Annotated in this window: 23 protein-coding genes; 15 read left to right on the top strand and 8 right to left on the bottom strand. The window is 69.6% G+C overall.

Annotated features, from left to right (window positions below; all coding sequences use genetic code 11):
* The first annotated feature begins 98 nt into the window (after positions 1 to 98).
* Both JOB34_RS01195 and argS read left to right on the top strand, forming a co-directional pair.
* Positions 99 to 347 (top strand): hypothetical protein, encoded by a 249-nt coding sequence (locus JOB34_RS01195; RefSeq protein ID WP_208051006.1) that lies wholly within the window; start codon positions 99 to 101, stop codon positions 345 to 347.
* Between the two features lie 30 nt (positions 348 to 377).
* A complete protein-coding gene (argS, locus tag JOB34_RS01190; RefSeq protein ID WP_208051005.1) occupies positions 378 to 2,141 on the top strand; it encodes an arginine--tRNA ligase in 1,764 nt (587 codons plus the stop codon).
* A gap of 72 nt (positions 2,142 to 2,213) precedes the next feature.
* Here the strand turns inward: argS and galE are convergent, their stop codons facing one another.
* Positions 2,214 to 3,236 (bottom strand): UDP-glucose 4-epimerase GalE, encoded by a 1,023-nt coding sequence (gene galE, locus JOB34_RS01185; protein ID WP_208051004.1) that lies wholly within the window; start codon positions 3,234 to 3,236, stop codon positions 2,214 to 2,216.
* A 75-nt stretch (positions 3,237 to 3,311) separates the two neighbouring features.
* Between galE and JOB34_RS01180 the strand changes: the two genes are divergently transcribed.
* Positions 3,312 to 3,881, top strand: coding sequence for a DivIVA domain-containing protein (locus tag JOB34_RS01180; protein WP_208051003.1), 570 nt, complete (start codon positions 3,312 to 3,314; stop codon positions 3,879 to 3,881).
* Between the two features lie 43 nt (positions 3,882 to 3,924).
* Here the strand turns inward: JOB34_RS01180 and JOB34_RS01175 are convergent, their stop codons facing one another.
* From JOB34_RS01175 to JOB34_RS17980, 3 genes are all read right to left on the bottom strand, one after another.
* Entirely contained in the window at positions 3,925 to 5,187 is a 1,263-nt protein-coding gene (locus JOB34_RS01175) for an HNH endonuclease signature motif containing protein (protein WP_208051002.1), read from the bottom strand.
* Positions 5,188 to 5,405: 218 nt separating this feature from the next.
* Complete coding sequence (locus tag JOB34_RS01170) at positions 5,406 to 6,182, bottom strand: DinB family protein (RefSeq protein WP_208051001.1); 777 nt, start codon at positions 6,180 to 6,182, stop codon at positions 5,406 to 5,408.
* A gap of 38 nt (positions 6,183 to 6,220) precedes the next feature.
* Positions 6,221 to 7,276 carry a LuxR C-terminal-related transcriptional regulator gene (locus tag JOB34_RS17980; protein WP_208051000.1) on the bottom strand — a complete coding sequence of 352 codons (1,056 nt, stop codon included), beginning with the start codon at positions 7,274 to 7,276 and terminating at the stop codon, positions 6,221 to 6,223.
* A 102-nt stretch (positions 7,277 to 7,378) separates the two neighbouring features.
* Between JOB34_RS17980 and JOB34_RS01160 the strand changes: the two genes are divergently transcribed.
* Positions 7,379 to 8,167, top strand: a complete 789-nt coding sequence (locus JOB34_RS01160; protein ID WP_208050999.1) for a hemerythrin domain-containing protein — start codon at positions 7,379 to 7,381, stop codon at positions 8,165 to 8,167.
* An 11-nt stretch (positions 8,168 to 8,178) separates the two neighbouring features.
* On the opposite strand, the gene JOB34_RS01155 is transcribed toward JOB34_RS01160, so the two are convergent.
* From JOB34_RS01155 to JOB34_RS01145, 3 genes are all read right to left on the bottom strand, one after another.
* Positions 8,179 to 10,422: a hypothetical protein gene (locus tag JOB34_RS01155; RefSeq protein WP_208050998.1), complete on the bottom strand. Its 2,244-nt coding sequence runs from the start codon at positions 10,420 to 10,422 to the stop codon at positions 8,179 to 8,181.
* 136 nt (positions 10,423 to 10,558) lie between these two features.
* Complete coding sequence (locus JOB34_RS01150; RefSeq protein ID WP_208050997.1) at positions 10,559 to 11,095, bottom strand: hypothetical protein; 537 nt, start codon at positions 11,093 to 11,095, stop codon at positions 10,559 to 10,561.
* Between the two features lie 148 nt (positions 11,096 to 11,243).
* On the bottom strand, positions 11,244 to 11,972 hold the full coding sequence (locus JOB34_RS01145) for a metalloregulator ArsR/SmtB family transcription factor (protein WP_208050996.1): 729 nt from the start codon (positions 11,970 to 11,972) through the stop codon (positions 11,244 to 11,246).
* A gap of 65 nt (positions 11,973 to 12,037) precedes the next feature.
* On the opposite strand from JOB34_RS01145, the gene JOB34_RS01140 reads away from it, so the two are divergent.
* The 5 genes from JOB34_RS01140 (at position 12,038) to JOB34_RS01120 (ending at position 18,764) form a co-directional block, all read left to right on the top strand.
* On the top strand, positions 12,038 to 13,447 hold the full coding sequence (locus JOB34_RS01140; protein WP_208050995.1) for an MFS transporter: 1,410 nt from the start codon (positions 12,038 to 12,040) through the stop codon (positions 13,445 to 13,447).
* A complete protein-coding gene (locus JOB34_RS01135; protein WP_208050994.1) occupies positions 13,416 to 13,925 on the top strand; it encodes a DUF6328 family protein in 510 nt (169 codons plus the stop codon). The genes JOB34_RS01140 and JOB34_RS01135 overlap by 32 nt, the downstream gene beginning before the upstream one ends.
* Before the next feature lie 139 nt (positions 13,926 to 14,064).
* Positions 14,065 to 15,990 carry a S53 family peptidase gene (locus JOB34_RS01130; RefSeq protein WP_208050993.1) on the top strand — a complete coding sequence of 642 codons (1,926 nt, stop codon included), beginning with the start codon at positions 14,065 to 14,067 and terminating at the stop codon, positions 15,988 to 15,990.
* 179 nt (positions 15,991 to 16,169) lie between these two features.
* Positions 16,170 to 18,146: a S53 family peptidase gene (locus JOB34_RS01125; RefSeq protein ID WP_208050992.1), complete on the top strand. Its 1,977-nt coding sequence runs from the start codon at positions 16,170 to 16,172 to the stop codon at positions 18,144 to 18,146.
* Between the two features lie 153 nt (positions 18,147 to 18,299).
* A complete protein-coding gene (locus JOB34_RS01120) occupies positions 18,300 to 18,764 on the top strand; it encodes a hypothetical protein (protein WP_208050991.1) in 465 nt (154 codons plus the stop codon).
* Here JOB34_RS01120 and JOB34_RS01115 read toward each other — a convergent pair.
* Positions 18,751 to 18,972 carry a hypothetical protein gene (locus JOB34_RS01115; protein ID WP_208050990.1) on the bottom strand — a complete coding sequence of 74 codons (222 nt, stop codon included), beginning with the start codon at positions 18,970 to 18,972 and terminating at the stop codon, positions 18,751 to 18,753. The two genes, JOB34_RS01120 and JOB34_RS01115, sit on opposite strands and share 14 nt — an antisense overlap.
* 37 nt (positions 18,973 to 19,009) lie before the next feature.
* On the opposite strand from JOB34_RS01115, the gene JOB34_RS01110 reads away from it, so the two are divergent.
* The 6 genes from JOB34_RS01110 to hisC all read left to right on the top strand — a co-directional run bounded on the left by JOB34_RS01110 (position 19,010) and on the right by hisC (position 23,778).
* Positions 19,010 to 19,249 (top strand): hypothetical protein, encoded by a 240-nt coding sequence (locus tag JOB34_RS01110; RefSeq protein ID WP_208050989.1) that lies wholly within the window; start codon positions 19,010 to 19,012, stop codon positions 19,247 to 19,249.
* Between the two features lie 80 nt (positions 19,250 to 19,329).
* The gene (locus JOB34_RS01105) at positions 19,330 to 20,232 is read left to right on the top strand and encodes a L,D-transpeptidase (protein WP_208050988.1); all 903 of its coding nucleotides are present in this window, start codon (positions 19,330 to 19,332) and stop codon (positions 20,230 to 20,232) included.
* 38 nt (positions 20,233 to 20,270) lie between these two features.
* Positions 20,271 to 20,978 carry a hypothetical protein gene (locus tag JOB34_RS01100; RefSeq protein WP_179478350.1) on the top strand — a complete coding sequence of 236 codons (708 nt, stop codon included), beginning with the start codon at positions 20,271 to 20,273 and terminating at the stop codon, positions 20,976 to 20,978.
* Positions 20,979 to 21,086: 108 nt separating this feature from the next.
* Positions 21,087 to 22,109: an NUDIX hydrolase gene (locus JOB34_RS01095; RefSeq protein WP_208050987.1), complete on the top strand. Its 1,023-nt coding sequence runs from the start codon at positions 21,087 to 21,089 to the stop codon at positions 22,107 to 22,109.
* Positions 22,110 to 22,171: 62 nt separating this feature from the next.
* Positions 22,172 to 22,684, top strand: coding sequence for a general stress protein (locus tag JOB34_RS01090; protein ID WP_208050986.1), 513 nt, complete (start codon positions 22,172 to 22,174; stop codon positions 22,682 to 22,684).
* Positions 22,681 to 23,778: a histidinol-phosphate transaminase gene (gene hisC, locus JOB34_RS01085; protein ID WP_208050985.1), complete on the top strand. Its 1,098-nt coding sequence runs from the start codon at positions 22,681 to 22,683 to the stop codon at positions 23,776 to 23,778. The genes JOB34_RS01090 and hisC overlap by 4 nt, the downstream gene beginning before the upstream one ends.
* Positions 23,779 to 23,821 lie beyond the last annotated feature (43 nt).

The following is a 23,821-nucleotide window of genomic DNA, read 5'->3' as shown; positions in this document are numbered from 1 at the left end:
GAGAGGGATGTGACATGCGACGGCGGACGGTAGCCGGGCTCCCCTGAAGACTGCCTGTGACCCGCCCGCCGGGCCGCTCGGCGACTAGCCTCTCAGAGATGGGTCGGAGGGCGACCGTCGCCGATGTCCACCGTCTCGCGACGGCGATGCCGCACGCGCAGCGCAACGCGGGCTCGCCGTTCTTCACCATCCCGCACTTAGAGGGTCACTCCTCGGTGCTGGTGCGTGCGAGTCGCATCGGCGAGGTGGCAGTCGAGGAGCTGGCCGAGATCGTCGCGGACGCCTGGCTGTCCTGCGCCTCGGCGGCGCGGCAACGGGCCTGGCTGGAGCAGCACCGACCGGAATGAGCCGGGCGCCCGGTCCCTATCCTTGCGGGCATGACTGACCCGATTGCCGCCCTCACTCCGCGCGTCCAGGAGGCGATGGCTGCCGCGTTCGGTGCCGACTGGGCCGAGGCCGACCCGGTGATCCGCCCGGCGAACAAGCGGCAGACCGATGCCGACGTGCAGGTCAACGCCGCGATGGCAGCCGGCAAGCGTCTGGGTCGTCCGCCGCACGAGGTCGCGCAGGCGATCGTGGACCACCTCGATCACGGGGACCTGGTCGAGCATGTCGAGATCGCCGGGCCGGGGTTCCTCAACGTCACCTTCTCCTCCGCCTGGATCGGCCGGGCGGCCACCGCACTGCGCGAGGACGACCACTTCGGCGTCGTACGCCCGCCCCGGCAGACCGTCGTGGTCGACTACTCCTCGGTCAACGCGGCCAAGGAGATGCACGTCGCCCACCTGCGCAGCGCCGTCGTCGGCGACTCCCTCGTGCGCACCCTGGAGTACCTCGGTCACGACGTGATCCGCCAGAACCACCTCGGCGACTGGGGCACGCCGTTCGGGATGCTCATCGAGCACCTGCTCGAGGTGGGGGAGGACAGCGACGACGCCCGCCTGCTGCAGAGCGATCCCAACGCGTTCTACCGCGCGGCGCGGGGCAAGTTCACGACCGCCGAGAACGCCGAACCCGCAGGCAGCGTCGGTGATTTCGACGTGCGGTCCCGTCGCAGGGTCACCCTGTTGCAGGCCGGTGAGGAGGACACGCTGCGGCTGTGGCGGGAGATCCTCGAGCTGTCGCGGGTCTACCTCAACCGGGTCTACGGCGAGCTCGACATCACGCTGACCGACGACGACATCGCCGGCGAGTCGTCGTACAACGACGAACTGCCCGGGATCTGCGACGCGCTGCAGGAGAAGGGCCTGGCCGTCATCAGCGAGGGCGCGCTGTGCGTCTTCCTCGACGGCTACCGCGGCCGGGACGACAAGCCGCTGCCGCTGATCGTGCGCAAGTCCGACGGCGGATACGGCTACCCCGCAACGGATCTGGCCACCATCCGGCACCGCTCGCTCGATCTGCACGCCGACCGGGCACTCTACGTCGTCGGGGCGCCGCAGCACCTGCACTTCCAGATGGTGTGGGAGACAGCGCGACTCGCGGGGTGGATCAAGGACACCGAGCCGATCCACGTGCAGATCGGCAACGTGGTGGGCACGGACGGCAAGATCCTGCGCACCCGCTCGGGAGAGGTCGCGGACCTGCAGCATCTCGTGGACGCCGCGTTCGCGAAGGCAGCTGAGGTCATCGCCGACTCACGCCCCGAGTTGGATGCACAGACCCGCGACGTCATCTCCCACCAGGTCGGCGTCGCGGCGCTGAAGTACGCCGACCTCTCGGTCGCGCACGACAGCGGCTACACGTTCGACCTGGACCGGATGGTGGCGCTGACGGGCGACACGGGCCCCTATCTGCAGTACGCAACGGCCCGGATCCGCTCGATCCTGGCCCGCGCCGGGGTGGTCGAGCCGGTCGGACCCATCGTCGTCCGTAAGCTGGCCGAGCGCGCTCTGGCGTTGCGGCTGCTGGACTTCGGCGCTGTCGTCGTGCAGGTCGGCGAGACGCTGGAGCCCCACCGAGTGTGCACCTACCTGTCCGAGCTCGCGCAGACCTTCTCGACGTTCTACGAGCAGTGCCCGGTGGTCAAGGCCGAGGACGACGAGGTACGCGAGTCGCGCCTCGCCCTATGCCATCTGACCCGGGCGGTGCTGGTCGACGGGCTGGGACTGCTCGGCATCACCGCGCCGGACCAGATGTAGCCGCAGCGGCCGACGGCTGGGGTCGTCGCGCGCCGTAGAGAGCGCGCGACGACCCTGCCTGTCGGGCGGTGGTCAGCTCGCCGGATAGCCCTGCGGATTCTCCGACTGCCAGCGCCAGGTGTCGGCGCACATGTCGTCGATGCTGCGGTGGGCGCTCCAACCCAGCTCCTCGTGCGCGCGCGTCGGGTCGGCCCAGTACGCCGGGAGGTCGCCGGGGCGCCGTCCGACGATCTCGTGGGCCAGCTCGTGTCCGACCGCACGCTCGAAGGCGTGCAGCAGTTGCAGCACCGAGGTGCCGGTGCCGGTGCCGAGGTTGAAGGCGCGCACCGGTTCGGACATCGAGTCCAGGTGTTCGAGCGCCGCGACATGCCCGGCGGCGAGATCCTCGACGTGGATGTAGTCGCGCTCGCAGGTGCCGTCGGCCGTCGGGTAGTCGCCGCCGAAGATGCTCAATTTCTCGCGCCGTCCCACGGCCACCTGGGCGATGAACGGCATCAGGTTGTTGGGGATGCCCGAGGGATCCTCGCCCATTCGGCCGGAGGGGTGCGCGCCGACCGGGTTGAAGTAGCGCAGCAGCGCGACCGACAGGTCGGGGGTGGCCGCAGCGGTGTCGGTGAGGACCTGCTCGATCATGACCTTCGTGCGGCCGTAGGGCGACGCGGCCGAAAGGGGCTGGTAGTCCTCGTTGTACGGGACGGGCGCGTGGTCGCCGTACACCGTCGCAGAGGAGGAGAAGACGAATCTGCGCACGCCGTGGCGGTGCATGGCGGCCAGCAGCGAGAAGGTGCTGTCGAGGTTGTTGCGGTAGTACTCCAACGGCTTGCCGACGCTCTCGCCGACCGCCTTCAGGCCCGCGAAGTGGATGACGGCGTCGATCGGCTGCTCGGCGAACACCTGGTCGGTCTTGTCGGCGTCGCACAGGTCGATCGCGTGGAGGGGGACGTGCTGGCCGCTCACCTGCTCAATGCGGTCGACGGCCGACGGCTTGCTGTTGGCAAAATCGTCGGCGAGCACGACATCATGGCCGTGGGCGAGCAGGTTGACCGCGGTGTGTGAGCCGATGTAGCCGGCCCCGCCGGAGACGAGAACTCGCATGGCAAGGGATCCTACGGGCACCATGCGAGGGTGTCGGAAGCTCTCGAGGAGCACAGCACAGCCGGAGAGGGGAGCATGAACACACCGTGGACGTCCACGCACGTGGACACCGTCCGTGCCGCGCGATTGCCACGCCAGCGGGGTGGATACAGCGTCGAGGACGTCGACCGGCAGCTCGCCCGGATCGCCATCCTGATGCGCCAACAGCGGCCCGTGCCGCAGGTGTCGACGCTCGCGCTGCGCCGCTCCCGGCTGCGTGAGGGCTACACCCCGGAAGCGGTCGAGGCGCTGCTCGCGCACGTCGCGGCCTGGCAGCACGACTTCGACCTGGCCTCGCCTCCGCCGAACCCACAGCAACCCACGTCGACGGACAATCGGAGCGGTCGCCGCGAGTGGACCGGCAAGCAGCAGGACTGGGTGCGGGAGATCTGCTTCGCCCGACGCACCGGCACCCGCGCGTACGACGAGGGTGAGGTGGACGCGTTCCTGGATCAGGTGCTGCTCGCGATGGCCAAGGGCGAGGAGCTGCCGCGGATCGAGACGGTGCGCTTCTACCCGCCCAAGCGTGGCCGGGGTGGTTACGACGCCATCGCGGTCGACGTCTTCCTGGACCAGCTCGGCACCATCCGCCCGATCTTGCGTTGATTCAGGCGCATGAGAGGTTTGCTGTCGATTCCTGAAATTCGATTCAGGCAGTCAGCTGAGTTGATTCTGCCCCGATCATCGCCTCGGGCTTGGTTTCGTGGATTCGGCCCGTAGGGCTTATCCAGGTGCATTCCCCATTGTCATTCATGCGCACCCGCCAACCCGTCTCGTGTTTTGCACGATGGTGGTGGCGGCACAGCAATTGCAGGTTGGAGGGCGTCGTCTCACCGCGCGGCCAGGGGATGACGTGGTCGGTGTCGCAGTTCTTCGGTGGCGCGGTGCAGCCGGGGAAGCGGCAGTGCTCGTCCCTGGTCTCGACGAACCTGCGGATCGCGACCGTGGGGGAGTAGGTGCGAGTGGTGGTGTCCAGGTGCGTGCCGGCGGTCGGGTCGGTCAGCACCCGGGCGATCCGGGTGCCGAGCTCGGCCGTGAGGCGCCGGACGGTGTCGCCGCAGATCGTCCCGACGCCGGCGACGTCGACACTCCCGATCGCGCTGACCGCGCTCAGCTCGCCGTTCCCCAGCGTGCGGTCGACCGGCACCTGGAAGACGACGGTCGTCTCGATGTGCGCATTGGCGAGGATGAGGTCGGTGAGGGCGTCGGCGCGGCATTGCGCGAGGGTCTTACCGGTCGTGGTCTCTGCGTGCAGTTCACGGGCGAGGGCATCGACCGCGGCGTACGCCGTATGCGCGCGTTCGGTGGCCAGCGTCGCGCGCAGATCGGTGTATCCGGTGTGTGCGGAGGGAGATACGAACACCCCGACCGCGTCACGCGCGGCAGCGCTGTGCTGGGTCTCCGCGGCGATCGGGTCGAGGCGGGTCAGGAGGGTGCGGGTGCGCCGGCTGATCTGCGTCGGGGTCCACCCGGTGACGCCGCGGGCAATGAGGGTGTCCACGACATGGCTCGCGATGTGGTCGGGCGCGTAGGCCAGGATCTCGGTGACCCGGCGCAGCCGCCAGGAGTCGATCGCGCCCGCGCCCATCAGATCGAGCAGGGCCGGCGCCACGGTGACAGCGTCGACCGCGTCGCCGACACGTGCGGTGGCCTGCCGTTCGCTCCAGCACATGGCGGGTGCGAGGTCGGTGTCGGCGAACTCCTCGACGTGGCCGATGCCACGGTCGATCTCGATGTCGGTCCCGTCTGAGTCACTCGTCCGTTCGGTTGCTGCGTACTGGGCGACCCGCAGAGTCTGTACCGCGGTGGCGGCATTGGCGATGGCCGCACATTCGGCTGCCTGCGATTCCAGGTCGCCGAGATCGAGTCGGTGGCGGTCGATCTTCGCCTGCGAATATGCCGCGGCGAGCACTTCGCGACACCATCTCAACGCTTGGGTGACGTCGAGATCACCGACAACCGGAGGCATTCCCATGGCGCCAGGAGAATCGAATTCCTGCGGCACGCCCCGGCCCCGATAAGCCGTGGTTTCGAGAAGCTGCCTCATTCATAGATCATACACCTGTTCGCATCTCAGCGCGACATTTCCACAGGTATTCTTCGCCCTTCATATCGAATGCCCCGACCCGGTTAATCGTCTGCCGGGATTCCGGTTTCCGGCTGTCCAGTGATCGACGTGAGATCGCGCACGGCGTAGCGATGATGCGCCCATTCCTCTTCGAGGATGGTGTGCAGACAGGCGAGCGTCGACACGGGGCGGTCAGGGGCCCACGGGTGCCTGCACGGCCGGGCAAGATCCTGCGCCGTGAGGGCTGCGATGAAATCGCGCACCATCGCAACATGCTCCGCCCGCACGGCGAGGATCTCGTCGTACGGCGGGGTCGCATCGGTGAAAACGGACACGTCGTAGCCGTCGGTCTCGTATTCGGCGTTCGGTAGACCGATCGGGTGGTAGGGCCGCTCCAAGCCCAGGATCGCGCGACCCAGCCAGGTGTCGGTCGCCATGATCAGATGCCGAAGGGTCTGCGCGTACGACCATTCGCCCGCCACCGAGACGTCGACAGTGCCCCTCGGCATCGACGCGACCCGCTGGCCCGTGGCGGCCCAGGTCGCCTCCAGCGCACCCCATGCCGCGCGCAGGCCGTCGGGAGTGGCAGCCCGCCGTTGCGCCCGCCCCGGGAAGCGGCGGTCGAGCTCGGCCTCGACGAATGCGACGACGTCGACTCCGTTGATCAGCAACCCGCCGTCCGCTGCCGACAGCCACGGAGCGTCGATGTCCGTGCCTTGCACGTCGACCGCGCGCATCGTGACACCGGAGAAGTCCGTCCGGACGAAGCGGGCGCCGCCGAGGTCCACATCGGTGAACTCGGCACCGTGCAGGAGGTCGGAGCTGGTGAACGTTGCCATGGTGCCTCTCCTCGTCGAGGTGCGTTGCCGCCGAGAGGTCAGCGCACGACGAGGCTGCTGACCATCTCGCGCCTGCTGTTGACGCCGAGTTTGGCGAAGATCGACTTCAGGTGGTCCTGCACGGTGTGCGGCGACAGGTGCAGCGCGGCGGCGATGGCCGACGTCGCGGCGCCCTGCAACACCATTGCGGCGACGTCCTGCTCGCGACGGCTGAGTCCGCGTGCGGCGAGCGTCATCGCGCAGATCTCGGCGGCGGTGGTGTCGTCGATGGTCACCACCACGTCATCGGGTGGTGGAGCCGCCTCGTTCGCGGGGCCCGCGGCGAACCTGGTCGCTCGCACCGTCAGCCAGGAGCCCGAGCGGCCCATGGCCCGGGTCATCGCGAGCTCCGGCGTGCTGCGCGCGGCTGCCGTTGCAGCCAGCACGGTCGCGGGAAGGGATCCGTTGTCCCAGCCGCCGAGGTCCTCGATCCGCGCTTCGGCCGCGGCGGTGATGTTGGCAACGCGGTCGGCGCCGTCGACGATGATGACGGACGGCCCGCCCGCCGGGTCGGAGCCAGTGCGGCGGGGGCTGAAGGCCGCACCGCGGATCAGGTCGGCGATCTGGGACTGCACGGCCGACACCACCCGGGCGTCGGCCGCCGTGAATGGCGGCTCGGCGGTGCCGCGGTAGATCGCGAGGGCCCCCCAGATCAATCCCTGCGCACGGAACGTCACGCGCAGTTCATCGGTGAACCCGAAACTGGGAGCGAGGAATTCGCGGAACCGGCGGCATTTCTCAGGTGCCCCGCCGGTGTCGATCGACAGCACCCCGACCGGGTCGGGCCGCGTCGCGATCTGACTGAACTGGTTGATGTCCGGGCCGCCGTACTCCGCTGCGGCGAACTCCTCGTCGCCGACCGCCAGGGGCCTGGTCTTGTAGGTCCAGCTGATCAACCCGGTGGACGGGTCGGTGGTGGCCAGGCAGCCGAAATCGAAGGGCACATGGCGGCGTACGGCGGCGCAGATCCGCGCGGCGAGCGCGCTCAGATCTGTGTCACCTCGGGCGCCGACGGTCAGCTCGTCCGCCAGCGACCGGTGCCGCTGCGTGGTCACCGGACCATGGTGACCCAGCTCCCCGGAGCGCGACAGCGTTGCGGCGAAAGTCCCCACATTTCTGGGATGGTGCGGACGAAGCGGCGTCCCGATTCTGGAGGCATGAACACCGACACACACAGCCACACCACCCGATGCTGGTGGAATGCGGAGCAGGCCCGATGGGTCTGCCGGCCCGTGACCGACACGGCGGAGTCCGTCGTCGACACGGTCGACATCATGGCCGACGACGAAGCGCCACTCGTCGACGTGCGGGACATGATCGTGGTGCATACCGCGATGCTGCGCGAGTTCCGCCTGCTGCCCGCGGCTGTCGCCCGGGTCGAGCCGGGCGCGCTGAAGCGGGCCGTGGTGGTCGACAGGCACCTCGGCTTCCTGTGCGACATGCTGCACCACCATCACGCCGGCGAGGACGCCCTGCTCTGGCCGACGATGCGGGAGCGAGTGCCCGAGCAGGCGGCCAGGCTGATCGACGAGGTCGAGAGCCAGCACGTCGGTCTGGATGCGGCGTTGGACGATGTCGCGGCGGCCCGCGCGGGGTGGCGCAGCCATGTCGACGCCGTGCACCGCGACGAACTGGTCGCCAGGTTGCGCACGTTGTACGACCTGTTGAAGGCGCACCTGGAGCTCGAGGAGCGCAGCGTGCTGCCGCTTGCGGCAGCCGTACTCACCGAGGCCGAGTGGGCGGCGATCGGCGAGGCGGGAGCAGCCGGACTGCCGAAATCGACACTGCCGCTGGTCTTCGGGATGTTCGCCTACGAGGGCGATCCGGTCGTCCTGCAGGACATGTTGAAGGCAGCGCCGGCGCTCCCGCGGATGGTGATCCCGCGTATCGCGCCGCGGTTCTACGCTCGCCGCGCGCTGCAGGTGCACGGCACGAGACAGCCCTGAGCGGGTCCGTCTCAGGCCGGAGCGTGCAGCTTGTAGACCTGCACCTGGCCGCTGCTCCACACCAGGTCGGCCAGCGTGCGCAGCCGCGAGGACACCTGGCTGGCCGTGGTGTCGGCGAAGAGGTACCGCACACCCTTGCCGTACAGGGTGTCGAGCACCTCGGGCGTCGGTGCGCTGAACGCGGCGGCGTTGAGGCGCAACCGTGCCGGGTCCCAGAAGCTCCGTCGGTACGCGGTGTGCGGGTCGTGGAGCACGTTCGCCTGGTTCTGGTCCTCGTAGGCCCAGCCGCCGAGGTAGCTGTTGCGCTCGGTGAGGCCCTGCACCCAGTACGCGCGGTCGTCGCAGTGCGGCACGGTCACGGTGCCGACACAGTAGATGTTCGTCGCGATCAGGTCGTCCTGCGGCGTGTGGGCCGCGACCCAACGCGCCCCGGCGACCTGCGCTGTCGCGAGGTGCCCGTCGTACGGCGGGGTGCGGGAGCGGGTGGACTGGGCGTAGTGGCCGACGGTGAGCAGCGTCGGGAGCGTGGAGGCGATCAGCACACCTCCCGCGACGCCCGCGATGAGCACTCGGTGCAGCACGGGTCGGCGGCGTATCAGTCTCAGCAGGAACGCGATTCCCACCACGACAAGCCCGACGAGTAGTACGACGGCGGCCGTCCTCTTCGCCGAGGCGGTGGGCTGGTGCTCACCGCCGAGGATCCGGGCGACCGCCACGAGCAGCGTGCCGAGCACGCCGAAGCCGGCGGCGGCCGTCACGATCCGCCATCGGGCAGCCGGCCGGGCGCGCGCCACGACGGCAGCGAAACCCCACACGCCGAAGACGGTCCACAGCGGATCGGTCCCGCGCACGAAGTAGAACTGGGATCCCTGCGGGTGGTCGATGACCGACAGCGCGATCTGCGCCGCGACCTCGACCCCGATCAGGATCCACACTCCGGGATCGGCGATGTGCGGCCGCCGGAGGAGGAAGAGGCCGACCAGGCCGTAGCCGACCTGCAGCACGATCAGCACGAGCAGCAGCATCGCCAGGGCCCGGTGCTGCAGGTGGGAGTGGGAGGAGAACTGCTGGAACACCTTCAGGGAGCGCACCGTCGAGTCCGGTCGGAAGGTCGATCCGCTGGTGCCTCCGGCGACGAAGCGGGAACTGACCGCGATCACCACTGCCACCGCAGCCGTGGCGCACGCGGCCGCGGTCCGTCCTGTGCGGCGTACGAGGGAGAGCAGCAGCGCCAGCCCCGCCCCGCCGAGCACCGTCGGCAATGACGACGACTTGGCTCCGGAGAGTCCGATAGCGAGGAATACGAACAGGACCCAGGTGCCGGCGGACGCGCGCGCTCGACATACGTCGATCAGCAGCCAGACGGTGAGCGCGATGAGCGGCAGCGAGAACATCTGCGACGGGGACAGCGGAATGTAGGAGTCCTGCGCGATCCCGGGCAGCCACTGAAGGAGAAGGAAACCCGGCGGTACGAGGATGAGCACGGCCGCGAGCAGCCCCGCCCAGGCGCGCCGGGTCAGGTGCGCGGCCAGCAGGTAGGTCGTGGCGGTGAGCGCCGCGTAGATGGGCAGGTACCAGAGCCGCGCGGTGACGGTGAGCACGTCGACACCGGACACCAGCGAGTCCGCAGCCATGTGCGCGTTGGAGAACCAGTGGTACTTCAAGGTCTGGTCGCCCAGCTGCGGCACGACCGGCGGCACGGAGTGCCGGGCATCGGCGCTGATCGCGGCGTGCCAGTAGAGGTCCTGGTACCAGCGGCGAGTGCTCGGAGGCAGCGGGCTGACGCGGAACGTGCCGTACGCGAGCAGCCCGATCGACACGACGTACGCCGCGGTCAGTCCCCAGGCCACGGGCACTGGGGTGCTGCTCTCGTAGCGCCCGGGTCGCAGGTGCACCCGCAGGGCGGGAACGGCGGCGAAGACGGCGAGCACGATCAACGGGTACGCCGCGAGCCAACCGCCCACCCCGAGGCCCACGAAGATGGCCCAGGCCACCAGCTGCACGACCAGGCCGACCACGAACGCCCAGGTGACCTCGCTCAGCAGGTCGCGTGACCGGCCCCGCAGTGCACGGTGGACGAGCGCTCCCGGCAGCAGGATCGACCAGAGGGAGGCCAGGAGATAGCGCGCGATGTCTGCGGACGAGACGCCGTACAGCGCCGCGACGACCCAGCTCGCCGCGACCGCAACGACACCGGCGGCGACCCCCGACGCCCTGCGGACATGATGAATCCGTCCCCCACCCGCGTCTGGCACGCACTGATCATCGCAGCGGAAGCTGCAAGCTGTCGCAATGTCCGGTGGGTTATTGCTGGACGTCGGCCGAGCGGCGAACGGCCGCCTCCGTACGACGCGTCGTACGGAGGCGGCCATATCGATGCTGCGGAGTGGGTCAGGCGTGCGTCCCGCGCGGCACCACGTGATGCGCGTCGGCGGTGAATCCGGTGTTGCTCGAACCCGTCGCGGCGCAGCCCGCCGCTCCGTTGTACGACACGTGGCACGGCAGGCCCGAGACCGTGAAGGTCCAGTTCGCCGGGATCACCGGTGCGTGCAGGCTGCTGTCGATCGGGAGACGGTGGGGCGTGGCCCAGGCGTTGGAGGCCTTGGTCGGGATGACCTGCACGTCCGTGGCGCATCCCCAGGTCCAGGACCGGCTGGACAGCTGGATGTCCTCCAGCGCAGCGTTGCCGCAGATCTTCTTGGCCTGCGTGCTCGTCACGCCGTACGGCCGCGCCGTGTTGAACATGCACTCGACGCCGCCGGTGTGCACCTCGCACAGCACGCCCTTCTGGCCTGTCGTGAACGTGTCACCCGTGTGCAGAGCCAGGATCGTGGTGCCTGCCGCGTGTGCCGGTGCGCCCATGCCGACCATTCCTGCCGAGGCGGCGAGGAGGACCCCTGCTGACAGCGCGACCTTGTGAATCTTCATGCGTTTCCTACCCCCTGGTGATGTGCGCTCTCGCGCTCCCTGATTCGCTGCGGCGACCGGGATCGGGCGTTGCGGCGAGTGATGTCACGAAGACGCACGGCAGGACGAAAAGGTTGGGTCCCGTGGAGCCTGCGCCGATGACTGCTGCTCAGAGGGCCCGAATTGCGAACGTCGCTGCCAGGCCTTCGCGTCCGGCCGGCGTCAGGTCGACGGCGCGGTGCGCGGGCGATCGGCGTACCCAGTCGAGGGCGACCATCCGGTCGAACAGCCCGCGCCCGAGCGCACCGCCCAGGTGGTGCTGCTGCTCGGTCCAGTCGATGCAGTAGCGGATCGCGCGGCGCCTCGGTGCGAGTGTGACGCGGAAGTCGTCGAGGAAGGCACGACCCGCGTCGGTCAGCTCGTAGTCGATCTCGCTGCCGGCGCCCTGCGGCCCTTCCTTGGGGGTGCGCTGTCCGTCTCCTCCGGTGAGGTGGTGCTGCTCGAGCATCGATGTCATCAGCGCCACGCCCAGACGCCCGGCCAGGTGGTCGTAACAGGTCCGCGCCGTCCGCAGCTGGGCCGCGCGGGTGCCCTGGCGCAGCGACCGCACGGGGCGGCGCGGCGCGAAGGGCTGCAGGGTCTCGATGAGTCGGCCGACCTCGGGACCGGCGAGACGGTAGTAGCGGTACCGGCCGTGCGGTTCCACGACGAGCATCCCGGCGTCGACCAGGCGACGCAGGTGACTGCTGGCGGTGGCCGGGCTGACGCCCGCCTCGGCCGCCAGACGGGAGGCCGGGAGCGACCGGCCGTCGTCCAGTGCCAACAGCATCCGGCACCGCCCGGGGTCGGCCAGCACCGCGCCTACCGCGGAAAGATCCACGTCGCCCAGTTCGCTCATCCCTTCACGGTAGGACCGGATCGCTTCGACGGCGATCGAAGGGATCCGTGCCTAGCGTCGGGCACATGACCGCCTCGAGCCGTCGTACCGGATCCGCCGCCCTGGCCCTCGCTGGGACGAGCCTGGGGTACGGCGTCGTCCAACTGGATGTGACCGTCGTGAACGTCGCGGTGTCCTCGATCCGCAACGACCTCGGCGGCAGCATCAGCGCGGCCCAGTGGGTGGTCGACGCCTACACGGTCACCTTCGCCGCACTGATCCTGTCCGCGGGTTCGCTGGCCGACCGGATCGGCGCCAAACGGCTGCTCATCGTCGGATTCGCTTTATTCACAGCGGCATCCGTCGCCTGCGGCCTTGCTCCGAGTCTGGGCTGGCTCATCCTGTTCCGCGCCGTGCAGGGCATCGGTGCGGCCGCCCTGGTGCCGTGTTCGCTGACGGTCCTCAACCACGCCTACCCCGACGACGCGGGCCGGGCGCGCGCGGTCGGACTATGGGCGGCCGGTGCGAGCGTCGGACTCTCCGGAGGGCCGCTGCTCGGCGGTGCGCTGATCGCGGCGTCGAGTTGGCGGCTGATCTTCCTGATCAACCTTCCTCTCGGGATCTTGGGCGCAGTGCTCATCGCCCGGTACGCAGAAGAGACCTCGCGATCGCCACGCGCCTCGATCGACCCGCCGGGCCAACTGCTGGGAGTGGTCACGCTGGGAGCGCTCGCGGCCGCCGTCGTCGAGGGCGGGTCACGCGGCTTCGCCGATCCCGTCGTGCTGGCCGGTCTGGCGGTCGCGATCGTCGCGGCGATCACCTTCGTCCTGGTCGAACGACGCCGCGCCGCACCGCTGTTGCCGCTCAGTCTCTTCCGGTCGCCGACGTTCGCCGCCACGACCGCCATCGGGCTGGTCATCAACATCGCCTTCTACGGCTTGATCTTCGTGCTCGGCATCTACTTCCAGACCGTCCGCGGCTACTCCCCGCTGGCCACCGGTCTGGCGTTCGCACCCACCACGGCGATCGTGCTCATCGCCAATATCGCTGCGAGCCGGTTGGTTTCCAGCTTCGGCACCCGCATGGTGATCGCCGCCGCGGCGTCGGTCTTCGCCGTGGCGCTCGTGGCGATGCTCGTCGCCGGCCGCAGCACGCCGTACCTCGCGCTCGTCGTGCAGCTCACGCTCCTCGGCGCGTCGCTCGGTGTCATCGTGCCCGCCATGACGTCGGCGCTGCTCGGGTCGGTGGACCGGGATCGGTCGGGCATCGCGTCCGGTGCGTTGAACACCGCTCGGCAGGCGGGCAGCCTTATCGGGGTGGCCCTCTTCGGCGCGTTCGCCGCGCACTCCGTCGTGCACGGTCTGCGGTTCTCGCTGGTGGTCGCCGCAGTCCTGGCCGTCGTCACGGGTCTGCTCGCACTGCCGCTTCACCCCGCCGCGTCCGCCGTCGGGGACAGACTGGGCCATGACCGATCACACGTCCCCCGACAGGGGTGAGACCCCCACCGAGCGGATGGACCGCAACTGGGAGGAGTTGCTGCAGGAGCTGCGCGTCACCCAGACGGGCGTGCAGATCCTGGCCGGATTCCTGCTGACGCTGCCCTTCCAGCAGCGTTTCGGCACGCTCGATCGCCTCGAACGCGGTGAGTACGCCGGCGCCGTCGTCTGCGCGGTGAGCGCCACCATCTTTTTGATCGCGCCGGTCAGCTCGCACCGACTGCTCTTCCGCCGACATGAGAAGGACGTGCTCGTGGCGCTCGCGAGTCGCCTGGCGAAGGCCGGGCTGGCCGCTCTCGCCGCCACCATCGTGCTGGCAGTGCTCCTGGTCTTCAGCCTGCTCGTGGGCCAGGTCGCCGGCCTCGTCGCCGCGGGAGTGGCCGTGCTCAGCTTCATCGGGTTGTGGGTCATGTTGCCGCTGAGCGCGAGCCGGTCCGCCCGGCGGCGGCGCTCCTCGGCGCCTTCGCAGGGAGCCTGACCCCGCACAGGAAGGGGAATCGGGTGGGTTCTCATCCGCTGTCGAGGTAGGTGCCCGAACTAGAGTCACGCGCGGTGGGTGCCGTTGGTTCTCAGACCCGCCCGCCGTTTCCGCACCCCTCGTGAAGGGCAGTACCGCCGTGAATCGTGTGCACCTCGCCGCCGCCACCGCCTTCGTCACCGCGGTGTCCCTGACGCCCGGCGTCACCGCAGCTGCGAGCGCTCCGTCCGCCGGCCGCACGATGCTGGTCGACTCCGGTGTTATCGGTGGCGCATCCGGTGCCCGTGTGCACTACGGCAGTCCGGCGCCCGATGCGACGCCGATGTCGCTCACGCTGCAGCTGCCCCTGCGCAACCAGGCGCTGGCAGACCGCCTCATCGCCCGCGGCACCGTGCTGAGCCAGGCGCGGTACGCGGCCCTGGTGGCGCCGTCCGCCGCCTCGATCGCCCGGGTGCGGTCATGGGCGACCGGCCGTGGCTTCACCGTCACGTCCGTCAGCCGCAACTCCGGCCAGGTCAGCGTCGAGGCGAGCGTCGGACGGATCGACTCGGCGTTCGGCGTGCGCGTGCACTCCGCATCCCTCGGCACGCGCCGCGGGCTCGCGGTCACCAGCAATCCGACCGTGCCGAATTCGCTGGGCCTGAGCGGGATAGCGGGCCTGAACGCTCTCAGCCGGGCGCACACGACCCACATCAAGCTGCCGACCCACGCCCGATCGGCCGCTTCCACGAGCGGGCGGGTCGCGCCGAAGGCCGTCTCGGACGGATCCAAGGCGTGTGCGACGTACTGGGGCAGCCACCTCTATCCGAGCGCGTCGGGCCAGAAGTTCGCTCTTGAGTCCAACTACCTGTGCGGCTACCTGCCCGCCGACCTGTCCACTATGTACGGCGTGCAGGCCGCGCAGTCCAAGGCGCCGGCCATCGGGCTGCTGCTGTGGGGCAACGAACCGGCCATGCTCGCGCAGACCAACCGGTACATGAGCGCGTACGGATACCCGCAGCTGAAGACCTACGTCACGAACGTCGCGGCCAGCAACGCCCAGGTCCAGGCCCGCCACGCCGACTGCGATCCCTACAACGCCGGCGGTGAGACCGCACTGGACGTGCAGTCATCGCACGCGATCTCGCCCAACTCGCCCATCTACTACTACGGCGCGAAGAGCTGCTACGACAACGACCTGTCGACGGAGCTGCAGCTCATGGTCGACCAGCACAAGGTCTCGACCATCTCGATGTCGTTCGGCGGGTACCAGGACGACGCGGGCAGCCTGATGCCCGCCGACCGTGCGGCGTACGACCGCGCGCTCCAGCAGGCATCCCTCACCGGCATCAGCACCTTCGCTGCCAGCGGCGACGACGGCGACAACTCCACGCAGACCACCGATGCCGCCCCGCACGTCGGCTACCCGGCGAGCAGCGCCTACGTCACGGCAGTCGGCGGTACCTCGATCGGCTACTACCAGAACGGAACTCGTGCGGTGACAGCCGGGTGGGAGGATCAGTTCCTCGCGCAGCCGAGCCCCACCGCCGTACCCACCTCCGTGGTTCCGAACCACGAGATCTACGGCGCGGGAGGGGGCGTGAGCTCGGTGTCGACCATCCCGACGTGGCAGAAAGGCGTGGTCTCCGGTTCGACGACGCATCGCGTGGTCCCCGACGTCGCGGCTCTCGCCGACCCCTACACCGGCTACCAGATCCGCGACACCTACTACACCGAGAACGCGAACGGCGTGCCCACCGGCGCGGGCGTGGAGGAGTACGACACGTACGGCGGCACAAGCCTCGCGACGCCGATCGTCGCGGCGATCGTGGCGCTCGCCAAGGCGTACAACAACGTTGCCGTCGGCCTCGCAACACCGAGGCTCTACGCGATGCTCGGCACCTCGGCGCTGCTGGACGTCAACGCTCCGAGCTCGGCGGGGGTCTACTACGAGTCCCCCTCTTACGGCAAGGAACTCGTCGTCCTCGACGGCAAGCCGCAGAATCTGGTCACCAAGGCGGGCTGGGATCCGGTCACCGGGGTCGGAGAGCCGAACGGGATGAGCTTCATCGCCGCGTTCCGCTGAATGGGAGATCTTCTCGGATGGGTTAGGAGCGACGCCCACCGCGAGCCCACTTCCGTGGTTATTGTGTGACTCGCGCAGCCGCGAGTGAGGGGTAGGGGTCGGGTAGGCCTTAGGTGTTCGGCCGCACGAGCTCGCTGCTTTCCGTCATAACAGTCCCGATTAGGAGAAGTGACAGGCAAATGAAACGTCGCAGTCTGGCCGCGGTCACCGCAGTCCTCACGACAGCCTCCGTGGTGCCCGCCGCGGCAGCTCTGGCCGCCACACCCAACGGAGCGAAGACCACGCTCTCCAACTCCTCGGTTTCGACCAGCGGACTTCGCCTCGGCGCGAACGCCCCTGGTGCGACCGCGATGTCACTGACCTTGCAGCTGCCGCAGCGCAACGCGGCCCTGATGGCACGGATGACCGCCGCCGGCGCCGTGGTCAGCACCGCTCGTTATCGCGCGCTCTTCGCACCCACCGCGGCGCAGCTCGCACACGTCACGTCGTTCGCCAAGTCGCATGGCATGGTCGTGGACCAGGTCGATGCCGCAGGCGGCCAGGTCATGGTCCACACCACCGCTTCGCACGTGAGCAGTGCCTTCGGCGTCACCGTCCGTCGGGCCAGCGCCCACGGCGTGTCCGGGGTCGCCGCGATCGGTACGCCGGTCGTCGACCGGTCGATCGGTCTGAGCGGCGTCGCCGGTCTGAGCACCCTGCGCAGGGCGAAGGTCGACAACGCCCACCTGGCCGGGTCGTCGCGGAAGACCATCAACCGCACTCCCAGCAGCAAGGTGTCGGGCGGCCCCCGCGGGCGCATCTCGGCGACCGCCACCGATGGCAGCACCGACTGCGCCACGCACTGGGGCGACCACCTGCAGCCGTCGGCGCAGGTCTACGCCAAGGAGTCCAACCTCATCTGTGGTTACGTGCCGCAGGACCTGGCCAAGATCCAGGGCATGACGACCGCCGTGCAGACGAATGCTCCGTCCATCGGGCTGCTGCTCTGGGGCAACGACCCCAACATGCTGTCGGAGACCAACACCTACATGGCAGCGGCCAAGTACCCGGCGCTGAAGAGTTACACCGCATACCCGGCAGCGACCAATGCGCAGATCCTGGCCACCCAGCCCGGGTGCGACCCGTACGGCGCCGGATCCGAGCAGTCGATCGACGTGCAGTCCTCGCACTCGGTGTCGCCGAACTCGCCCATCTACTACTACGGCGCCAAGAGCTGCCAGGACGCGGACCTCACCTCCGAGCTGTCGAAGATGGTCAACGACCACAAGGTCTCCACGATCTCGATGTCGTTCGGTGAGGCCTACGACCAGGGTCTGACCGCCGCCGACAAGGCCGCCTGGGACCGTCCGCTGCAGCAGGCCAACCTGACCGGCATCAGCACCTTCGCCTCCAGTGGTGACAGCGGCGACAACTCCGACGCTGCCGGCAACGACCTCGGTACGGGCGGCAACCCGGACAACAAGCCGCACATCGGCTACCCCGCCTCGAGCACCTACACGACCGCGGTCGGTGGTTCATCGGTCGGCCTGTCCGCTGCGGGTTCGCTGGTCGCCGACGTCGGCTGGGAGGACGCCTACTACCAGCAGAAGAGCCTGAGCTCGACGGCCAAGACCCGTATCAACTTCCCGGTCGACGGTGCCGGTGGCGGCGTCAGCCAGGTCTCGACGATCCCGACGTGGCAGAAGGGCAAGGTCACGACCTCCACCACGATGCGCGCCGTGCCCGACGTCGCCGGGCTCGCCAACCCGTACACCGGCTTCACGGTGCGCGACACGGCGTACCCGGAGTCGAACGGTGTCCCCACGGGCCCCGGCGTCCAGGAGTACGACACCTACGGAGGCACCAGCCTGGCCTCGCCGATGGTGGCTGCGACGGTCGCACTCGCCAAGGCCTACAACAAGGTCTCGATCGGCAACGCCGCGCCGCGGCTGTACGCCCTGCTCGGCACGTCGGCACTGCGGGACCTGAACGGCGTCAACACCGCCGGCGCCTTCGTCCCCAGCACCAAGTACCCGGCAGGCGTGATCATCAGCCTGGACGGTCACCCGATCAACTCTCTCGGTCGCCAGGAGAACCTGGTGACGGCCAAGGGTTGGGACAATGTCACCGGCGTTGGTGAGTTGAACGGCCTGAACTTCATCAAGGCCTTCAAGTGACCCACTGATCGACCAGGGAAGGGCCCGCGAGGAAGCCGCTCGCGGGCCCTTTCCGCATCCCACCCAACCCTGGTTGGGGGCGGTGCGTCATAGGAGTGAGGACGGCGAGTGGTGGCCGACAGGTCACGGGTGGGCCGTCCACGAAGGAGCTTCATGAATTCGTTCCGCGCACTGCCCTGCGCAGCTGCCATCGCCCTGACCGCCGGCGTCCTCGCGGGGTGCGGATCCGCGAACGCACCGGGCGGCTCCACGACGACCACATCCTCGTCGGCACCATCCTCGACATCGTCGAGTGCGACGTCCTCGCCCACGGCCGGCGGATCACCGACGGCCAAGGACGTCACCCTCACCGGCACGGTCAGCGGCGACCGGTTGCCGTGCGTGCGGCTGCATACGACCGACGGGCACCAGTACGTGATCACCGGTGCTGTGCCGGGGAAGCTCTACACCGTGGCGCACTCGGGCGGATCCCGCACCTCGATCACCGCGCAGCCCTCGCCCCCGCAGACAGCGACGGTCACGGTTGTCGGCCACACCGCATCGGGGCTGATGAACACGTGCGGGGGCACCACGTTCGTGGTCAGTTCGGCGACCATCCACTCGATCACCACCGGTTGAGCGCGATGACAACGCCGACGACCCGCGCGATCGCACTGGGCGCGTTCGGCGTCGTCCTGCTGGCTGGCTGCGGCTCGGCGTCCGTGGGAAGCCCCTCCACATCGGGCGTTCCGACCTCGAACGCACCGACCTCGGGTGCCACCACGTCGCCCGCCCGCCCGAGCACCCCGCGGTCCTCACCGCGCGACAGTTCGCCCGGCGACGTCACGTTGCGGGGCACTGTCAGCGGCGACGGTCTGACCTGCGTGGGATTCAGGACGACGGACGGCAAGAGGTACGCGCTCGCCGGGCCGGGGCTGCCGGCCAAGCTGGTCTCGGTCGCGCACTCCTTCGGCCGTCGTACATCGCTCAGCTCCGCACCCGGCGCCGCGCAGATCGCCACGGTGACGATCGTCGGTCATCCGGTCGAGGGTGCGATGAGCACCTGCAGCGCGACCGTCTTCTCCGTGACCTCGGCGCAGATCGACTCTGTCAGGACCAAGTGACGACACCGGATCCCCGGAGGTTCGGCGGTTAGGATTCCCAGCGTCGCGGGCTCCCGCGACCGCGGCGTGATGAGGGGCAGATGGCAGGCAGGTTCGGTCGTGACAGCGGGGCGGCCCAGCGCATGGGTGTGCGCGTCGCAGGGGTGATCGCAGGATTCGTGGTGCTCGCACTCGTCGTACTCGGGGTGCACGCTCTGAGGGGTGGCTCCGGACCGGATGCCGCGACGTCCACGCCACCCTCCGCCGGCTCGCCGTCGGGTTCGGGCGGCTCCAGCTCCGGTGCCACCTCGTCCGCCGTGGTGCCGGTGCCGCCGGTGAGCGCCGCGCAACTCGCCGCGCTGCCGCGATCCACCACCTTCACCACCGTGCACGGACTGCCGAGCTCATCGGGGGCGACCAGCGACGGGAACGTCGTCCGGATCGCGCACGCCCAGGTGGGATTCGATGCTCCCGGTGGCAGCCCGAAGGTCGTCATACCGGCAACGCAGCTCGGTCTGGACACCTGGCTGCCGATCGTCGACCGCAGGTCGGGTTGGTACCAGGTGCGGCTGCCGTCGCGCCCGAACGGTTCACTCGCGTGGATCCCGGCGGCCGGCATGCGGACGGCGCAGACCGACTGGCGGGTGCACATCTCATTGGCCGCAGGACGCATGACCGTCATGAAGGGCACGTCGCAGATGGGGGAGTGGACCGTCGGCCACGGGAAGGACGCGACCCCGACGCCCGTGGGACAGACGTTCCTGCTGGCCGGATTCGTGGATCCGAGCGAGATCTTCTCGCCGGTCATCTATGCGTTGGGCGCGCATTCGGACTCGTTGGACACCTTCGGAGGAGGTCCGGGGACCGTCGCCGTACACGGGTGGCCGACAGCGGCGGGTCGGATCGGGAAAATCTCTCACGGTTGTGTCCGCGTTCCAGCCGCTGCGCTCTCAATGTTCGCTAAGTTGCCTACGGGGACACCCGTGGACATCACTGCCTCCTAACACTCAGAAGCACTTTCAGCACCGAGAAGGGAAACTCGATGAAGCGCAATACCGCGCTCTTTGGAGCCTCAGCTGCCGTGGGCATCACGGCCGCAGCCGGTCTCATCATCACCAGCGCGACCAGTTCCGCCGCGACCGCGACCGTTTACGGCGTGGCGTACGCGACCGACACCGCCTCGCACGGCTTCGCATTCGGCAACATCGCTGATCCTGACGGGCAGTTCGTCGCCTCCGCGAAGGAGCAGGACGGCGTCTCGGTCGTCGCGTATTCGATGCCGTTGCTCAACACCCCGACCATCGGTGTCGCGACCGGATGCACCAACGGCAAGCCGGCTGTCGTCGTCAGGGGCGGGGGCGCCGCCGGCACCTACACCGCGAAGACCACCGTCTCGGCCGCCAAGTTCACGGGCAACGCGAACGCGGTCGGCACGGTCACCTTCCTCGCGAGTGCGGGCAGCATCACCGTCGGTGCCTACTACAGCCCGAACCAGCCGGGTCAGTACGTCGAGATCGGCGGTGTGAGCGGCTGTGCGGCTGCCACCACCACGTCGACGAGCACCAGCACCTCGACCTCGACCTCGACCTCGACGAGCACGTCACCGACGTCCACGTCGACGGGCACGTCGACCTCCACCTCGACGAGCACGTCGACCGGCACCTCCACGCCGACGTCGACCGGCACCTCGACGGCCACTCAGCCGCCGACCCCGACGGCCACCACCACCACGCTGCCCGTCACCGGCTGACGCACCGCACCTGAGGCTTCGGCCCCGGGCGAGGCCCCCGCACGCATCGCGCGGCGGGGGCTTCGTCGTACCCGGATGGGTCGCCGGCGCCCGCCGTAGAGTGCTGCCATGCCGACACCCCCACCCCAACCGACGCTGCGCGACGGATCCCTGGTGCTGCGCCCGTGGACCGACGCCGACCTCTCCGGGCTGCGCCGAGGTGCACTGGACTCGGGCTGGTTCGAGACGGATTCGGACGCCGGTGGCAGCGCTGACGCAGGTGCGGCCGAGGCTCTCGTCCGCTGGCAGGCGGGCTACGACGACGACCGGTCGCTCAACAGCGTGCTCATCGAAGTCGATGGCAACGTCGTCGGCGGGATGCTGCTGCGCTCCACCGGGGCCGACACCGCCGAGTTGTCCTGGCAGCTCTTCAAATCCGATGCCCAACTGCTCGGCGCGCAGGCGGTGCAGGTCTTCCTGCGGCATGCCTTCGACGATCTCGGCGTGGTGCGCATCGAGACGCGGATCGCCGCGGACGACCTGGGCTCCGGGCGGATCGCGGCGCGCGCGGGGATGCTCAAGGAGGGCACCGCCCGGGCGGCCGCGGCGACCGCCGACGGCCGGGTCGATCAGGTGATCTTCGCGCGGCTCGCCACCGACCCCAGCGTGAGCGAATGGGGATCATTCGCGCGGGTGCTCAACACGACGCTGCCGACGAAGCGGGCGATCGCGCAGGCCTTGATCCGCAACGACGCGGGCGAGGTGCTGCTGTGCCAGCCGACCTACAAGCGCTTCTGGGATCTGCCCGGCGGCGTGGTCGACCCGGCGGAGTCCCCGGCCACGGCCGTGCTGCGCGAGGTCCGCGAGGAGTTGTCGCTCGACGGCACCGTGCGCTCGCTCGCCGCGGTCACCTGGCTGCCTCCGTGGCGCGGATGGGACGACGCGACGCTCTTCGTCTTCGACGTGCGCGTCACCTCCGAGCCGGGGGCGCTGCAGCCGCGGGAGATCAAGGCCGTGCACTGGCGCGCCGTCGCCGACGTCGGGGCGCACACCGCCGACTACACCGCGCGTCTGATCGAGCGGTCGGTGCGCGCGATCGACGACGGGACCGGCGCCGTCTACCTGGAGAACGCCCACGACCCGTCCTGGTGAGCGCAGTCTTCGCGGGCCCAATGCGGGTGGGCAGGCGCGGGACTCGATGAGAGACTGACGGCATGAGCAATCAGAATCCGATGCAGGCAGCCCGTGCGTCGCTCCTGGCCCTGGAGTATCCGCAGTCGCTCGGGGTGTACGACGACTACCTCGGCGCCCAGCGCGCGGTGGACTTCCTGTCCGACCGGGAGTTCCCGGTCGAGAACTGCATGATCGTCGGCACCGACCTGAAGCAGGTCGAGCGGGTGACCGCCCGCCTCACCTGGGGCCGGGTCATCGCCAGCGGACTCGCGTCCGGCGCCTGGATCGGCCTGCTCTTCGGTCTGCTGCTCTCCCTCTTCGACGCCGGCAGCAACAAGCTCGGCGTGATCATCGGCGGCATCCTCTTCGGTGCGTTCTTCGGTCTGGTGTACGCCGCGGTCGGTTACTCGATGTCGCAGGGACGGCGCGACTTCACCTCCGTCAGCACCATCGTGGCCACCCGCTACGAGGTGCTGGTCGAGCACAAGTTCGCCGAGCAGGGACGCGACCTCCTGTCCCAGCTCGACGCCGGCCTGCAGCGGCCCCAGGCATGACCGTCGAGCAGGAGCGCGCGTCCGACACCGTCGCGCTGCGCCGGGCGCTCGACGCGGTCCCGGCGTACCGGCCCGGGAAGCCCGCGGCGGCACGGGCCGATGTGACGTCGTACAAGGTCAGCTCCAACGAGAACCCCTACCCGCCGCTGCCGTCCGTGCTGAAGGTCGTGCAGGAGGCGGCGACCCAGATGAACCGCTACCCGGACATGGCGGTCACCGCGCTCACCGACCGGCTCGCGCAGGAACTGAACGTCTCGGCCGACCAGATCGCCACCGGCACCGGGAGCGTCGGTGTGCTCGCCCAGCTGCTGCAGATCACCTGCGACCCGGGTGACGAGGTCGTCTACGCCTGGCGCAGCTTCGAGGCGTACCCGATCGTGGTCGCGCTCGCGGGCGCCGCGTCGGTGCAGGTGCCGCTCGACGCCGACGCCCGGCACGATCTGCGCGCGATGGCCGACGCGATCACCGACCGCACCCGGCTGGTGCTGGTCTGCACGCCCAACAACCCCACCGGGCCGGCGGTCGGCGCCGCCGAGCTGGAGGAGTTCCTGGCGCGGGTGCCGCGTGACGTCCTGGTCGTCGTCGACGAGGCATACCTGGAGTTCGGCCGCGACGAGTCGGCGGTGCGCGGGCTGGACGTCCTCGCCCGGCACTCCAACGTCGCGGTGCTGCGGACCTTCTCCAAGGCGTACGGGCTCGCCGGACTGCGGGTCGGGTACGCCGTGGCGCAGCCCCGCGTCGCCGAGGCGCTGCGCAAGGCGGCGACGCCGTTCGGGGTCAGCGACATCGCCCAGCGCGCGGCGATCGCGAGCCTCGACGTGCGCCACGAGCTGCAGGAGCGGGTGGACGACCTCGTCGCCGAACGCGACCGCGTCGTGGCCGCACTCGCCGAGCAGGGCTGGACGATCCCGGACTCGCAGGCCAACTTCGTGTGGCTGCCGCTCGGCGAGGACACTCTCGACTTCGCCGCCGCGGCGGACGAGGCCGGGCTGACCGTGCGACCGTTCGCCGGCGACGGCGTCCGCGCCACGATCGCCGAGCGTGCGGCGAACGACCGGCTGATCGAGGTCGCGGCGGCGTTCCGCAACCGCTGAGCCCGCTCCGCCGAGTGGCATAGAAATGTGCCGAGTGGCGCAC

It is taken from the genome of Allobranchiibius sp. GilTou38, assembly GCF_017565325.1.
Lineage (GTDB): Bacteria > Actinomycetota > Actinomycetes > Actinomycetales > Dermatophilaceae > Allobranchiibius > Allobranchiibius huperziae.
Note: the sequence above shows the minus strand (reverse complement) of the source record. Positions and strands in the feature narration are given on the sequence as shown.